Annotated in this window: 15 protein-coding genes, 1 pseudogene and 1 riboswitch; of the genes and pseudogenes, 6 read left to right on the forward strand and 10 right to left on the reverse strand. The window is 59.9% G+C overall.

Annotated features, from left to right (window positions below):
* Nucleotides 1–9 precede the first annotated feature (9 nt).
* The 4 genes and pseudogenes from ribB to G3A56_RS00610 all read right to left on the reverse strand — a co-directional run bounded on the left by ribB (nt 10) and on the right by G3A56_RS00610 (nt 2783).
* Nucleotides 10–651: a 3,4-dihydroxy-2-butanone-4-phosphate synthase gene (gene ribB, locus G3A56_RS00595; protein ID WP_082182549.1), complete on the reverse strand. Its 642-nt coding sequence runs from the start codon at nt 649–651 to the stop codon at nt 10–12.
* 119 nt (nt 652–770) lie between these two features.
* Nucleotides 771–920: riboswitch (FMN riboswitch) on the reverse strand.
* 160 nt (nt 921–1080) lie between these two features.
* Entirely contained in the window at nt 1081–1788 is a 708-nt protein-coding gene (locus tag G3A56_RS00600; protein WP_164056021.1) for a TIGR02281 family clan AA aspartic protease, read from the reverse strand.
* Nucleotides 1785–1979 (reverse strand): DUF1289 domain-containing protein, encoded by a 195-nt coding sequence (locus tag G3A56_RS00605; protein WP_003495267.1) that lies wholly within the window; start codon nt 1977–1979, stop codon nt 1785–1787. The genes G3A56_RS00600 and G3A56_RS00605 overlap by 4 nt, the downstream gene beginning before the upstream one ends.
* Nucleotides 1980–1998: 19 nt before the next feature.
* Nucleotides 1999–2783, reverse strand: a pseudogene (locus tag G3A56_RS00610) (adenosylcobinamide-GDP ribazoletransferase).
* Between the two features lie 153 nt (nt 2784–2936).
* On the opposite strand from G3A56_RS00610, the gene cobT reads away from it, so the two are divergent.
* Entirely contained in the window at nt 2937–3959 is a 1023-nt protein-coding gene (gene cobT, locus G3A56_RS00615; protein ID WP_003495271.1) for a nicotinate-nucleotide--dimethylbenzimidazole phosphoribosyltransferase, read from the forward strand.
* An 8-nt stretch (nt 3960–3967) separates the two neighbouring features.
* The gene (locus G3A56_RS00620) at nt 3968–4372 is read left to right on the forward strand and encodes a diacylglycerol kinase (RefSeq protein ID WP_082182546.1); all 405 of its coding nucleotides are present in this window, start codon (nt 3968–3970) and stop codon (nt 4370–4372) included.
* Between the two features lie 6 nt (nt 4373–4378).
* On the opposite strand, the gene pdhS2 is transcribed toward G3A56_RS00620, so the two are convergent.
* Nucleotides 4379–5914 carry a two-component system sensor histidine kinase PdhS2 gene (pdhS2, locus tag G3A56_RS00625; RefSeq protein ID WP_003495275.1) on the reverse strand — a complete coding sequence of 512 codons (1536 nt, stop codon included), beginning with the start codon at nt 5912–5914 and terminating at the stop codon, nt 4379–4381.
* Between the two features lie 108 nt (nt 5915–6022).
* Between pdhS2 and G3A56_RS00630 the strand changes: the two genes are divergently transcribed.
* The 4 genes from G3A56_RS00630 to G3A56_RS00645 all read left to right on the forward strand — a co-directional run bounded on the left by G3A56_RS00630 (nt 6023) and on the right by G3A56_RS00645 (nt 9076).
* Nucleotides 6023–6616, forward strand: a complete 594-nt coding sequence (locus tag G3A56_RS00630; RefSeq protein ID WP_082182545.1) for a thermonuclease family protein — start codon at nt 6023–6025, stop codon at nt 6614–6616.
* The gene (locus G3A56_RS00635; protein WP_164056022.1) at nt 6609–7262 is read left to right on the forward strand and encodes a uracil-DNA glycosylase family protein; all 654 of its coding nucleotides are present in this window, start codon (nt 6609–6611) and stop codon (nt 7260–7262) included. The genes G3A56_RS00630 and G3A56_RS00635 overlap by 8 nt, the downstream gene beginning before the upstream one ends.
* A 70-nt stretch (nt 7263–7332) precedes the next feature.
* Nucleotides 7333–7821: an Lrp/AsnC family transcriptional regulator gene (locus G3A56_RS00640; protein WP_003507846.1), complete on the forward strand. Its 489-nt coding sequence runs from the start codon at nt 7333–7335 to the stop codon at nt 7819–7821.
* A 289-nt stretch (nt 7822–8110) separates the two neighbouring features.
* On the forward strand, nt 8111–9076 hold the full coding sequence (locus G3A56_RS00645) for an aliphatic sulfonate ABC transporter substrate-binding protein (RefSeq protein ID WP_082184462.1): 966 nt from the start codon (nt 8111–8113) through the stop codon (nt 9074–9076).
* Nucleotides 9077–9343: 267 nt separating this feature from the next.
* On the opposite strand, the gene G3A56_RS00650 is transcribed toward G3A56_RS00645, so the two are convergent.
* The 5 genes from G3A56_RS00650 to G3A56_RS00670 form a co-directional block, all read right to left on the reverse strand.
* Nucleotides 9344–10168, reverse strand: a complete 825-nt coding sequence (locus tag G3A56_RS00650) for a class I SAM-dependent methyltransferase (RefSeq protein ID WP_082182544.1) — start codon at nt 10166–10168, stop codon at nt 9344–9346.
* A gap of 84 nt (nt 10169–10252) precedes the next feature.
* Complete coding sequence (locus G3A56_RS00655) at nt 10253–10519, reverse strand: usg protein (protein ID WP_035224318.1); 267 nt, start codon at nt 10517–10519, stop codon at nt 10253–10255.
* 177 nt (nt 10520–10696) lie between these two features.
* Nucleotides 10697–11527 carry an ABC transporter permease gene (locus G3A56_RS00660; protein WP_003495290.1) on the reverse strand — a complete coding sequence of 277 codons (831 nt, stop codon included), beginning with the start codon at nt 11525–11527 and terminating at the stop codon, nt 10697–10699.
* Nucleotides 11524–12327 carry an ABC transporter permease gene (locus G3A56_RS00665; RefSeq protein WP_003495292.1) on the reverse strand — a complete coding sequence of 268 codons (804 nt, stop codon included), beginning with the start codon at nt 12325–12327 and terminating at the stop codon, nt 11524–11526. Before G3A56_RS00665 ends, G3A56_RS00660 begins: the two co-directional genes overlap by 4 nt.
* 113 nt (nt 12328–12440) lie before the next feature.
* On the reverse strand, nt 12441–13214 hold the full coding sequence (locus G3A56_RS00670; protein ID WP_003495294.1) for an ABC transporter substrate-binding protein: 774 nt from the start codon (nt 13212–13214) through the stop codon (nt 12441–12443).
* Nucleotides 13215–13250: the final 36 nt, after the last annotated feature.

The raw sequence follows: 13250 nt of genomic DNA on the forward strand, positions 1-13250 counted from the left end.
ATGCGGGGATCACGCAACCTGCTTCTGTGCCACGTCTTCCACAACCTCGCCCTTCAGATGGGAGACGAGGTCCTTGATCGTGACGATGAGCAGGCCGTGGCGCTCGGCGAAGACCTTGAGCTGCGGCAGGCGGGCCATGGTGCCGTCATCATTGGCGATTTCGCAAATGGTCCCGCAGGGGTATTTGCCGGCGAGGCGGCACAGGTCCACCGCTGCTTCGGTGTGGCCGGTGCGGCCGAGAACGCCATTAGGGTTGGCGCGTAACGGGAAGATATGGCCGGGACGCGCGAAGTCTTCCGGACGCGAACCTTCCGACACCAGTGCACGCACGGTATTGGCCCGGTCCGCTGCCGATATGCCCGTGGTCGTGCCGGGAATGTAGTCCACGGAAACAGTGAAGGCCGTCTTGAGGGATTCGGTATTGCGCGACACCATCAGCGGAATGTCGAGTGCATCCAGACGCTCGCCCGGCATGGCGACGCAGATGAGCCCGCGCGCATGGTTCATCATGAAGGCGATCTGCTGCGGTGTGATGCTGTCGGAGGCGGCGATGATATCGCCTTCATTTTCGCGATCCTCGTCGTCAACGACAATCACCATCTCGCCACGGGAAATGGCTTCGATCGCGTCTTCAATTCTAGCAATGGTCATTTTCTTTCAAGCCTTTCAAGGGTTATGCCGTTTTGCGGCATTTTCGCGCTTCGAGAAGCGCCAAATATCCCTTGGGCGAACAATGCAATGCGAAGCCCGCAGCGCGCGGGTGTCCTATGCCTTGTCCTCTTCCATCCGGACTATACCGTCGGCTCCGGCCTCTCACCGGATCTGCTGACCTTTCGGTTTTGGAGGCCGAAAGCGCTCGCGGGCTCCGGGAAAATCCCGATACCGCCGGTGGGGAATTGCGCCCCGCCCTGAGAACATTGCCAACATAATTTATCAATCAAGGGGGAATCAAGGGGCAATGCTGCGCTGCGACAGGTGATCGGCGAAAAGAATATCCGATTATTTCCTGACCGGCGAAATTCCTTTCAGAAGCAGGTAACCAGGTCGGAGCAATGTGAATGATCGCCCGGCGGCGAGCTTTTACCGATCCCGCAATCTCAGTTCGTCGGTCTGCATCTGCAGCGAGCCGAGGGTAGACAGGAAGCTCATGCCGAGCAGGCTCTGGCCCAATTGCCCGTCCTGCGCGACGAGGGCAGGGATGTTGCGCCGCATGATGGGGCCGATGCCTATCTCCGACAGGGTGACGGGGGCAGCCGCCGTGCGGCCGTTCGCCGTCATGACAGGTACGGTGTAGCGCAGGCTCGTCGTATCGATGCCGATTGTCGCCGCATCCGCATTGGCGAGCACCACGGAGCTTGCGCCGGTATCGACGAGCATGTGGATGGTCTTGCCGTCGACGCTCACATTCGCTTCGAAATGGCCGCTCATCGATTTGTGCAGGACGATCTCCTGTTCGCCGCCGGATGTTGTTACCACAACGGCGCGGCCCGGCATCAGCCCGCCCAGCAGCCGATCGCCGAAGGATTGCAGGTCGTAACGATAGAGGTAGAGCGAGACCAGGCCGAGGATGATGACGAGCCAGACGGCAAGCTGACGGATGACGGTGCCGAAGCTGCCGCGCCTTCCCGCCAGAATGCCGACGGACAGGAGCCCGGCGATCGGCAGGAAAAAGATCATCTGTCCGAACTTGTCGTTATCGATGCCGAAGGTGCGGCCGCTGTCGTGATTGACGAGAAGCAGGCCGAGACCGACGGCCAGCAGGAGGAGAACGATGGTCAGCCTGTTCATGCGGTGGGCGTCTCCTTGGCGGCATCCCTGCCAGCTCTTGCCAGTCTTTCCGGAAGCGCCTGCATGATCCTCCGGCGCGTCTCGTCGCTATAGCTCGCCCAGCCGCCGATTTCCTCCAGCGTGCGGCCGCAACCGATACAGAGGCTGTCGGTCGCATCAAGGGAGCAGATGTGAATGCAGGGCGTTTCCATGGTGATCTATATCAGGCCGTCACGCCACAAGGGCAAGGGTGATGAGAATCACGATCTCCGTGATCTGCTGGCAGGCGCCGATGGTATCACCGGTGTGGCCATCGATCTTGCTGACACAGAGCCTGCCGAATAGCGCCGTCGCAAGCCAAGCCGCCGCCAGAACGACAACGATCGATACAAAGGGCAGGGCGTGCAGGGTGAAGAGCGCGAACAGCAGCAGGCCTGTCACCAGCGCGATGTTTCGCTCGCTTGTCCCCGGCTGCCCGGCGGCGGCGGCGATGCCGGTGGTTTTTGCGGCCGGCAACGCCTGCCAGTGCCACACCATCAGGGCGCGGCTCATCACCAGTGCGGCGATCAGGCAGGCGGCGGCGGTCCTGGCGGGCAGGGTCTCGATCAGCGATGCAAGTGCTGTGGCGCGCAGCGCGAAGGACAGGATCATGGCGATCGTGCCATAGCTGCCGATGCGACTGTCCTTCATGATGTCAAGCGTTCGGGCCCGGTCCTTGCCGCTGCCGAAACCGTCGGCCATGTCGGCCAGCCCGTCTTCATGCAGCGCGCCGGTGATGAGGGCGGTGACGGCGATGGCGAGCCAGCCTGTGAGCTGGGGGAGGCGTCGAAGGTGGCGAGAAGGACCACAAGGAAAGCCGCGGGCAGGGCGATCAACAGGCCGGCTGCGGGAAAGGTGCGGGCGGTGCGGCGCATCGAGACGTCGTCACCATCACTGAAAAAGCGCGAGGGAACCGGCAGGCGGCTGAGAAAGGCAACGGAATGCATGACATCTGTTATAAAATCCCCGGCCTTCATGCTCTCTCCGCTGCAGTACTTGCATTTCCGGTTGTTCCGCGGCGCATCCGCGATTATGAGAGGCGCAACAAAGACCGATTTGCCGGAAAACACAAGTTTCCGGACGCATGAGCCGATGCGAAAGCCAACCCGGCTACGAAAGAGACTGATACCATGAGCATGAGCGGATTGCCCTTCGATGATTTCCGCGCGCTGCTGCGCGAGCTTCCCGGCCCGGACACGCATGCGCTTGTGGCGGCCAAGGAGCGCAATGCGCAATTGACCAAGCCTGCGGGCTCGCTCGGCCGTCTGGAAGAAATCGCCATGTGGCTCGCCGCATGGTCCGGCCGTTCGCCCGCCGTCACCCGTCCGCTGGTGGCGATCTTTGCCGGCAATCATGGCGTCACGCGTCACGGCATCACGCCCTATCCGACGTCGGTGACGCAGCAGATGGTGGAGAATTTCGCGGCAGGCGGTGCTGCGATCAACCAGATCTGCGTCTCCAACGATCTCGGTCTCAAGATATTCGATCTGGCGCTCGATTACCCGACCGGAGACATCACCTGCGAGCCGGCCCTTTCCGAGCGCGACTGCGCCGCGACCATGGCCTTCGGCATGGAGGCGATTGCCGGCGGCACCGATCTTCTCTGCGTCGGTGAAATGGGTATCGGCAACACCACCATTGCTGCTGCGATCAATCTGGCGCTTTACGGCGGCACGGCGGAAGAGTGGACCGGTCCCGGCACCGGCTCGGAAGGCGATGTCATGGCGCGCAAGATTGCGGCGGTGAAGGCTGCCGTGGAATTCCATAAAGATCACCTGTCCGATCCGCTGGAAATCATGCGCCGTCTTGGCGGACGTGAGATTGCGGCGATTGCCGGCGCCATCCTTGCGGCGCGCGTGCAGCGCATTCCCGTGCTTATCGACGGTTATGTGGCCACGGCCGCTGCCGCATTGTTGAAAGCGGCCAATCCTTCCGCGCTCGACCATTGCCTGATCGGCCATGTCTCGGGTGAACCCGGCCATCTCGCTGCCGTCGAAAAACTTGGCAAGACGCCGCTTCTGGCGCTTGGCATGCGGCTTGGCGAGGGAACGGGTGCTGCTCTGGCCGCCGGTATCGTCAAGGCCGCCGCCGCCTGCCATTCCGGCATGGCGACGTTTGAAGCAGCGGGTGTGGACACCCGCATCAGCCATTGAGGTCGAAGATGGACGCGACGCCGCAAAAGAAGCAAGCTGAGCCCGCCTTCCGCAAGGAAAAGGGTTGGCGGCATCTTTTTGCCGCCGCACGTTATTCCTTGCAGGGGCTGGGAAGGCTATGGCAGGAGGCGGCGTTCCGTCATGAGGTTCTCGCCTTTGGCGTCGGACTTGCCCTGCTTCTGGTGGCCGGAGCGCCCTTTGCGCATCTTCTCGTTTTTACGGTGCTGATGCTGCTTCTGTTTGCAGTCGAGGCGCTCAATACCGCAATTGAGGAACTGGTGGATCGTATTTCGCCGGAAATCTCCTCGGTCGGGCGGCATGCCAAGGATCTCGGCTCCTTCGCCGTCTTCTGCCTTCTCATGGCAAACGGATTTTTCGTGCTTTATTCGCTGGGGACGACGCTGTTCTTCTGAGGTGTCTCAGGCGAAGGATCGCCGGCGCGGCTGGATGGCGTGGGTTTCCTCCACGGCGGGCAGGCTTTGCAGCACGCGCTTTGCCGGCAGGATGGCGATGCCTTCGGTGCCCTCGCGCAATTTCGACTTCAGGATGAACTGGCCGTCATGTTTGGCGAGGATGGCCTGAACAATGGGCAGGCCTAGCCCCGTTCCCTGTTCAGCGCTCTTGATCGCGATAGATCCCTGACCGAAGGCCGAAAGGACGATGGGGATTTCGTCTTCGGGAATGCCGGGGCCGTTGTCCCTGATCGAGACATATTGCCCGCCACCCGCCGTCCAGCCTGCCTTTACGAGAATTTCACCACCCTGCGGCGTGAATTTCACCGCATTGGAGAGAAGGTTCAGGATCACCTGGCGGATGGATTTTTCATCGGCCCAGACCTGCGGCAGGCTGCTTTCGAATTGCTGCGAAATCCTGATCGTCTTGGCGCGGGCGCGAAGCTGGATCATGCCGATGCAATCCTCGGCGATTTCCAGCATCGAGATCGATTCCTCGTTGAGGTCGTAGCGGCCGGCCTCGATGCGCGACAGGTCGAGGATTTCGTTGATCAGATCGAGCAGATGCTGGCCGGAGCGGTGGATATCACCGGAATATTCCTTGTAGAGCGGATTATTGAGCGGACCGAGCACTTCCGAGGCCATGACTTCGGAGAAGCCGAGAATGGCGTTGAGCGGGGTCCTGAGCTCATGCGACATGGAGGCGAGAAAGCGTGATTTTGCCAGATTCGCCTCTTCCGCGCGCCGCCGCGCCTCATCCGAGACCGAGTTGGCGACTTCGAGTTCGGCGATCAGATCGTCCTTTTCAGTCTGCGACGAAAGCAGCTTGACGCTGGTCTGATAAAGCCGGCTGGTGATGCGATGACAGAAAAGGATCGCCATGCCGAACATCAGGGCAAGGCCGACATCGAAGGGATCGCGCGATATGGCCGAGGTGACGCAGAGAGCGGCCAGCACCGGCAGGAAGGTCATGAATGTCGCCCGCCGCAGCATGAAATTGGCCATGGCAGTGAGCGAAAGGGCGATCAGCAGTGTCGCGCCCTTGAAGAAGAGGACGAGTGTCGGATCATTGCGCGCCGGCTCGGCGAGCGCAAACATCGCCCAGGCGCAACCGATGAGGATCTGCATGCCAAGGAAGAGATTACGCCAATGCTGCAGATTTTCCGCTGTAATTTCCTGTTTTGCCGCCCTTTTGGCCAGCATCAGCGACATGGCGTGGAAACTAAGGGCGATAAGCGACCAGATGATCAGCCCTATGTCACGGGTGATGTACAAACCGATGATGGAGGCGAGTACGATGAAGAGCGGCATGATCATCGCGCCCTGAAGGGCTTCGGCGATATGCATCGTCAGCATTTCACGTTCATAAGCGTCACTTCCGCCAGCGCCCTGCTGCAGGCGTTCGCGTGTCGTCTTCACCGTGTCGAAAACCGCCTTGTTGCGGTGTTTTTTCGACCGGTCGACGATGATCTTGTCGGTGGACGTGCTGACGCTTTTACTCATTGTTACAACGTGGGGTGACATGAACCCTTGCAGGCTACGCGCAAAATCTTAAGAAGATGCTGCCGTGAAAGGATTTGTTTGCCATTTCTGACAAGGGTTTGTTGTTACATGGGACGAAATGGAGGCAGACGCAGGCGTTTTTCGGCCTTTCGCGACGGCGGGCTTTTTCTGGCGACGGTTTTTCTCGGCATTCTGATTGCCGCCAAGCTGGACCTCGTCAATAGCGAGACCCATAGCGGCCGTTTCTTTGTGATCGATGGCGACACGCTCGCAAAGGGCGGTGAGCGGTTCCGGCTGCTCGGCATCGACGCGCCCGAGCTTTCGCAGACATGTCTGCGCGGCGGCGAGAGCTGGCCCTGCGGCGAGGAGGCGCGCCGCTTTCTGCGAAGGTTGATGGACGGCGCCCAAGTCTCCTGTTCCGGCAGTTCCAGAGATCGTTACGGGCGGTTGCTGGTTTATTGTACGGCGGATGAGAAGGATGTTTCGTCGGAAATGGTGGCGGCGGGTTTTGCCGTTGCCTCCGGTTATTTCCAGTTTTCCGGCGAGCAGGCGACAGCGCGCCGCGAGGCACGCGGTATCTGGGCTGGAGAATTCGAAAAACCGTCGGAATGGCGGCGCGAACACCGTGTGGCCGACATCGAGACGCCAGCGGCTGGGTTTTTGACCATCGTCCGTCATCTTCTGGGGTGGAAAAATGGCTGAGACAGATCGGGCTCCATCAATACCTGATGACGGGCTGGATGGCCTGCGTGCCGAGATCGCCCGCTGTCGCCTCTGTCGTGATACCCCGCTCAAAGGTGCTTCCGATCGCCTGCCGCACGAACCACGGCCGGTGGTGGTGATGTCGAAGAAGGCGCGCATCCTGATTGCCGGGCAGGCGCCTGGGCTTCGTGTGCATGAAACGGGTCTGCCCTTCAACGATGCTTCCGGCGACAGGCTTCGCCAGTGGCTGAATGTGGATCGGGAAACGTTTTACGATCCGGACCGTTTCGCCATCGTGCCGATGGGGTTCTGTTTTCCCGGTTATGACGACAAGGGCAGCGACCTGCCGCCGCGACGCGAATGTGCGCCCAAATGGCGGGAGCGGGTGATGGCGGCCATGCCGCAGGTGGAACTCATCCTTGCCGTCGGCCAATATGCGCAGGCCTTCCATCTGGGCGAAAGGCGGCACAAAACCATGACCGAGACAGTGCGCGACTGGCGCAGCTATTTTCACTCGAATTCGGGGCCGGCCATTTTTGCGCTACCGCATCCGAGCTGGCGTAACACCGGCTGGCTGAAAAAGAACCCGTGGTTTACGGAGGAGTTGCTTCCGGTTCTTCGCCGACATGTGGAAATGCGGCTTTAGTGAAACAATTTTCTGTTTTTCTCTAAAAATTAGTGTATTGAAAGGAAATTAATTCAGGAGGGTAGACGCATTGGATCGCCTAGACCGTAAGATTTTGCGCATTCTGCAAGAAGATTCCACCTTGGCTGTCGCTGATCTGGCGAAGAAGGTCGGCCTTTCCACGACGCCCTGTTGGCGGCGTATCCAGAAGATGGAGGAGGACGGTGTCATCCGTCGGCGCGTGGCGCTGCTGGATCCGGTCAAGGTCAACACCAAGGTCACCGTTTTTGTCTCCATCCGCACCGCTTCCCATTCCATCGAATGGCTGAAGCGGTTTTCCGAGGTGGTGTCCGAGTTTCCGGAAGTCGTTGAGTTTTACCGCATGAGCGGCGATGTCGATTATCTGCTGCGCGTCGTCGTGCCTGATATCGCGGCTTATGACGCCTTCTACAAGCGGATGATCGCCAAGATCGAGATTCGCGACGTGTCGTCCGCCTTTGCCATGGAACAGATCAAATATACGACGGAACTGCCGCTCGATTACATGCTTCTCGACAATCCGAAATCCGGCGAGGAGTGATCCCCGCTTGATCAGGCTTTGATCAATGCCCTTTCCGGCTGCCGGGAAGGGCATTTTTCGTTTGTGGTCTGGTCGGTCCGCAACTGCGCAAGCGGGTTATCTCACAGTCGCGCAAGGGGTGCGCCGAATGGCGCTTCCCTGCAGCGCGACAATCTTATTCCGCCCGTAGCGGCAAATTCGCACATTCAATTCTCTGCGTGCTGCCGCCGCGCAAAGCCTGATTTTGATAAATTCGCTCGAATATCTACGCTTTTATTATCGAAGGGTGGCAACGGCGAAGGATATCCACATGCTCACAAGACGCGGAACATTGGGACTGATTGCGGGTGCGACTGGGGCGGTGTTCCTGCCGCATGTCCGGCGGGCTGGTGCCGCAACCACCACATTGCGGATCGGCTGGCAGAAAAATGGCGTGATTGCGCTGGCGAAAAGCCAGGGTGCGCTCGAAGCGCTGCTGAAGGATCGCGGCATCGAGGTCAAATGGTCGGAGTTTTCCTCCGGGCCGCCGCTTCTCGAAGCGCTTGGTGCGGGCGCGCTGGACATCGGGCCGACGGGCGACGTGCCGCCGCTCTTTGCGCAGGCCGCCGGTGGCAATCTGCGTTATGTGGGCACCTATAAGGGCGCAGCCGGTGGCTCGGCAATCCTCGTGCAGAAGGATTCGCCGCTGAAGACGCTGGCAGACCTGAAGGGCAGGAAGGTTGCCTTCAAGCGCGGCTCCAGCGCCCACAATGTCACTGTGAAAGCGTTGCGGAAGGCAGGGCTGACGCTGAATGATATAACGCCCGTGGATCTTGCCCCGCCGGATGCTGCGGCCGCCTTCCGCCGCGGCAGCATCGATGCCTGGTCGATCTGGGATCCTTATTTCGCGGTGGCCGAAAAAGAACCGACGACACGGGTTCTCGCGACGGCTGAGGGGATTGTCGATCCCTGGAGTTACTTCCTCGCCAATGGCGATTTCGTCGAAAGCAATCCCGATCTCGTGCCGCTGATCCTCAAGGAACTGGCGAATGTCGGCGCAAGGGCGCAGGCCAATATTGACGCGACGGCGAAGTCGCTGGCGGCGATCACCGGCGTTCCGGAGGATGTCACAAAGGTTTCGCTGACGCGCCCTGGCGCCGATCTCGGACGGGTCTCGCTGGTTGCTGATGAGGCTGTCAGCTATCAGCAGGCGCTTGCCGACGAGTTCTACGATCTGAAAATCGTGCCGAAGAAACTCAAGGTCGCCGATATCGTCTGGCGTCCGAAGGCGAGCTGAGGCGGGCGAGAAAGTCGAGTCTCTTCAACCGTCTGGCTGTTATTGCTGAGAGATTGATTCAGGTGAGTGCCGTGTTCGTCGCATGCAGGACGAGTGCGTGCCGCTTGTTTCTTCTCCCCGCCGGGGAGAAGGTCGCGGCAGCGGGATGAGGGGCGACGGCAGGGATATGCGGAGAGCTTACCCCCTCATCTGACCCTTCGGGCCATCTTCTCCCCGGCGGGAGAAGAAACTTTTGGCAACGTTGAGGTGCAAGAAGTCGAAGCTGCATCAGCCCTTGAGCTTCGCAACCACCAGATGACCCGGTGTCGGGTTGCCGTCTTGCATGCGCACGTTGATATCCGTCACCTCGAGAACCTCGAAACCGGTCGCCGCCAGTCTTTCGCGCACATAGGTTTCCGCATGGGCGAAACGCTGGTGCGGGCCGACGATATAGGGGCGTCCGGCCATGGTCGCTTCCGGTAGAGTTTCCGAGGAGAAGATCAACAGCCCACCGGGGACGAGGTTTTCGGCGGCGCCGAAAAACAGCGGTTCCAGCGCGCCGAGATAGGGCAGCACATCGGTTGCGGTGATGATGTCGAAGGGCTCGTCGTCATTGTCCTCGAGAAAATCCTCGGCTTCAGCGACGTAAAGCGTCTCGTAGAGGTCTTTCTCATGGGCGATCTCGACCATGTTTTCGGAAATGTCGATACCGGTGATGTCGTCGGCCATGTCGCGCAGCGCCTCGCCGGTCAGGCCGGTGCCGCAGCCGAGATCGAGCAGGCGCTTGAAGGGGCCGAGCTTCAGCGTCTGCAGGCGCTGGCGCACCATCATCGGCACGGCATAACCGAGTTGTTCGACGAGAATATCTTCGAAGGCTTCGGCATGCTGGTCGAACAGGGTCTCGACATAGGCGTCAGGCGCTTTCGACGGCGGCTCTCCGCGGCCCATGGCGGCGATGCGGACGGCCGCGCCGCCGTGATCTTCCGGATCGATGGCCAGAACCTCTTCATAGGCCTTTACCGCGGCATCCACATCGCCTGCTTTTTCAAGCGCCAGCGCGCGGTTATAGGCTTCGGCAAGCGCCTCTTCGTCAATTTTCTGGTTCTTCGTCATCGTGCGGTATCCGTCAGCGTCTTCAGTTGAAGTCTGCTGTAAGCCGCAACGGGCATGGGCGCAATGTTTATATGGCGCGATAGATCAGTGGAGGATGAACTCTCCTTTCAGCGCGCGCCATTCCTGCGCCGAGATCACCTGCCGGTGCACATAGCGGACGGAGTGCAACGGTCCGTCGAGCTTTTCCTGCCAGAATTTGAGGAAACCGTGCATTTCGGGGAAGTCCGGGGCGAGATCATAGTCCTGCCAGACATAGGTCTGCAGAACCAGCGGATGGTCCGGCATGCGATAGAAAATCTGGGCGGTGGTGAGGCCGTAGCCCCTCAGCATCATTTCCATGTCCTTGTTCATGACGGCGGTTCCCGTTTTCATGATTGCCGATAACAGCATTGCCGCTGTATCTGATATGGGAACACGGGATGGTTAATCCAAGCTTGCCAAAGGCACGGACTGTCACAAAATAGTTATATTTTTCAAAATGTTGGCAGCCTTGCTTAGTGAGTGCTGCCAACTCTGCGCGATGGCGCGCTAGCGCTTGAGATGGCGCGTCAGGCGGGCTTCCAGCCATGCCCAGACGTGTCGGAGCGTCTCGACGATCGTCAGGTAGAAGATCGCGGCCCAGAGATAGGCCTGATAATCAAAGGTGCGGGAGAAGGCGTAACGCGTCTGTCCCATCAGGTCGAAGACCGTGACGATGGAGACCACCGCCGAGCCCTTGATCATCAGAATGATCTCGTTGCCATAGGGACGCAGCGCCACGATGAGCGCCTGCGGCAGGATGACCTTGCGCATGGTGATGAATTTCGAGAGGCCGAGCGAGGCGGCGCCCTCGTGCTGGCCTTGCGGCACGCTGCGGATCGCGCCACGCAGGATTTCGGCCTGATAGGCGGCAGTGTTGAGGGTGAGCGACAGGAGGCCGCAATACCACGCCTCACGGAAGAACCACCACAGGCCGACGGTTTCCAGCCCCTGGCGGAAGCTGCCGAGGCCGTAATAGATCAGAAAGAGCTGCGCGAGCAGCGGCGTGCTGCGAAACACGTAGACATAGGCATAGGCCAGCGCGCCGAGGACGCGGTTTTCCGACATGCGGGCAAAGGCGATCGGCACCGAGAGAATGGCGCCGAGGATGATCGAACTGCCGACCAATGTGATGGTGGTGATGAGGCCGTCAATGTAACGCGGCCCGTAACGCTCGAATTTCGCCCAGTCCCAGCCTTCGATCATGGCAAAGAGCAGCCCGGCAGCGAGCAGCAGCCAAAGCGTGATGACGGCAATACCGGCAATGCGCGAGATATTGAGCGGTTTGTCGACGGCAACCGGGGCAGGGCGCGGTGGAATGAGTTCCTGAACGTGGCTCATCGGCTCGCCTCCGATTTGCGTGACCAGCGATCGATGAAGCCGATCCCGATGGAGGAGAGAAGTGCGAGGATAAGATAGAGCAGACAGGCGATACCGTAAAAGAAGAAGGCTTCCTTGCTGACACGGGCGGCGATGCCGGTCTGGCGCACGATATCGGCAAGGCCGATGATCGAGACATAGGAGGTGTCTTTCAGCAGGATGACCCAGAGATTGGTCATGCCGGGCAGGGCGATCCTGACCAACTGCGGAATGATGATGAGCACCATGGTGCGGCCACGCGAAAGGCCGAGTGCGTGGCCTGCCTCATATTGCCCCTTTGGGATGGCCTTGAAGGCGGATAGCAGCACTTCGGAGGCATAAGACGAAAACACCACGGAAAGCGCGATCATGCCCGCCACGAAGGCGTTGATCTCGACGGGGCCGGTGATGCCGACATAACCCGCGACCGATTGCAGCAATATCTGGATGCCGTAATAGACGATGAAGAGCGTCAGGAGTTCCGGCAGGCCGCGAAAGATGGTGGTGTAGATACCGGCCGCGAGCCTGAGCGATTTTTCCTCGGATTGCGCTGCGAGCGCGATGAGGAAACCGATCAGCAGCCCGACGGGCAGCGTGGCAAGCGCCAGGGTTATGGTGACCTTGACGCCGAAGGCGATTTCGTCGCCCCAGCCGGCATCGCCGCAGGCGACAAGGGTGCCGTTTCCGAAAAGCGAGAAGAGACCGACCGGTCCGCAGAAGGGATCGAGAAGTGTCGAGACATAGGTCCAGAACGCACCTATGGCGGAAAATGCTCCGCTCATGCCAGTTTTCCCCCGCGGTCTTAAGCCGCCGTGATTGTTATGGTTACGTTTTCAAACAAAAATGGCGGAAGGGCAAGCCTTCCGCCACGAGATTTCAACAAGCACTGTGCCTGTTACTGGCCGTAAACGTCGAAATCGAAGTATTTTTTGTTGATTTCCTGATATTTGCCGTTGGCGCGGATGCCGGCGATGGCGGCGGTAAACTTGTCGGCAAGCGCCGTGTCACCCTTGCGCACGGCAACGCCCGCGCCATTGCCGTTGATCTCGACATCCACCGGAAGCGGCGTCAGGATCTTGCAGCAGGCGCCGGCATCCGTCTTCAGCCATTCCGAAAGGACGACGATATCGTCGATGACGGCGTCGATGCGGCCGTTGGCGATATCGAGCTTATATTCGTCCGCGGTCGGATACATTTTCAGGTCGGAACCCGGAAAATGCTTTTCGGCATAGTTGGAGTGGGTGGTGGAGCCCTGGGCGCCGAGCGACTTGCCCTTGAGATCGTCGACCGACTTGATCGGCGAATCCTTCGGCACGGCGATTGCCGGCGGGGTGTTGTAATATTTCTTGGAGAAGTCGACCTTCTCGAGACGCTCGGGCGTGATCGACATGGACGCGATGATGGCATCGAACTTCTTGGCCTGCAGGGCCGGAATAATGCCGTCCCAGTCATTGGTGACGAAGGTGCACTCGGCCTTCATCTCGACACAGAGCGCCTTGGCGATGTCGATGTCGAAGCCGGTCAGCGTGCCGTCGGCCTCAAGATTGTTGAAAGGCGGGTAGGCGCCTTCGGTGCCGATGACGATCTTGTCCTGCGCGAGGGCAGCACCTGAAAACAGCGAGATGGCGGCAATCGATACGGCTGCGAGCAGACGGGTGGAAATAGGCATTTCGATCCTCTCTTTTGGTCGTTCATCCGCAGTCTG

The organism is Rhizobium oryzihabitans (assembly GCF_010669145.1).
GTDB classification, from domain to species: domain Bacteria; phylum Pseudomonadota; class Alphaproteobacteria; order Rhizobiales; family Rhizobiaceae; genus Agrobacterium; species Agrobacterium oryzihabitans.

Bases quoted from the DNA above. Each gene is read 5' to 3' on its own strand.
- G3A56_RS00630 (WP_082182545.1), top strand. From the start codon at position 6,023: ATGGGACGAAATGGAGGCAGACGCAGGCGTTTTTCGGCCTTTCGCGAC.
- G3A56_RS00620 (WP_082182546.1), top strand. From the start codon at position 3,968: ATGGACGCGACGCCGCAAAAGAAGCAAGCTGAGCCCGCCTTCCGCAAG.
- G3A56_RS00660 (WP_003495290.1), bottom strand. From the start codon at position 11,527: ATGAGCCACGTTCAGGAACTCATTCCACCGCGCCCTGCCCCGGTTGCC.
- G3A56_RS00635 (WP_164056022.1), top strand. From the start codon at position 6,609: ATGGCTGAGACAGATCGGGCTCCATCAATACCTGATGACGGGCTGGAT.
- G3A56_RS00670 (WP_003495294.1), bottom strand. From the start codon at position 13,214: ATGCCTATTTCCACCCGTCTGCTCGCAGCCGTATCGATTGCCGCCATC.
- G3A56_RS00665 (WP_003495292.1), bottom strand. From the start codon at position 12,327: ATGAGCGGAGCATTTTCCGCCATAGGTGCGTTCTGGACCTATGTCTCG.
- G3A56_RS00650 (WP_082182544.1), bottom strand. From the start codon at position 10,168: ATGACGAAGAACCAGAAAATTGACGAAGAGGCGCTTGCCGAAGCCTAT.
- G3A56_RS00655 (WP_035224318.1), bottom strand. From the start codon at position 10,519: ATGAACAAGGACATGGAAATGATGCTGAGGGGCTACGGCCTCACCACC.
- G3A56_RS00645 (WP_082184462.1), top strand. From the start codon at position 8,111: ATGCTCACAAGACGCGGAACATTGGGACTGATTGCGGGTGCGACTGGG.
- G3A56_RS00605 (WP_003495267.1), bottom strand. From the start codon at position 1,979: ATGGAAACGCCCTGCATTCACATCTGCTCCCTTGATGCGACCGACAGC.
- cobT (WP_003495271.1), top strand. From the start codon at position 2,937: ATGAGCATGAGCGGATTGCCCTTCGATGATTTCCGCGCGCTGCTGCGC.
- G3A56_RS00600 (WP_164056021.1), bottom strand. From the start codon at position 1,788: ATGAACAGGCTGACCATCGTTCTCCTCCTGCTGGCCGTCGGTCTCGGC.
- ribB (WP_082182549.1), bottom strand. From the start codon at position 651: ATGACCATTGCTAGAATTGAAGACGCGATCGAAGCCATTTCCCGTGGC.
- pdhS2 (WP_003495275.1), bottom strand. From the start codon at position 5,914: ATGAGTAAAAGCGTCAGCACGTCCACCGACAAGATCATCGTCGACCGG.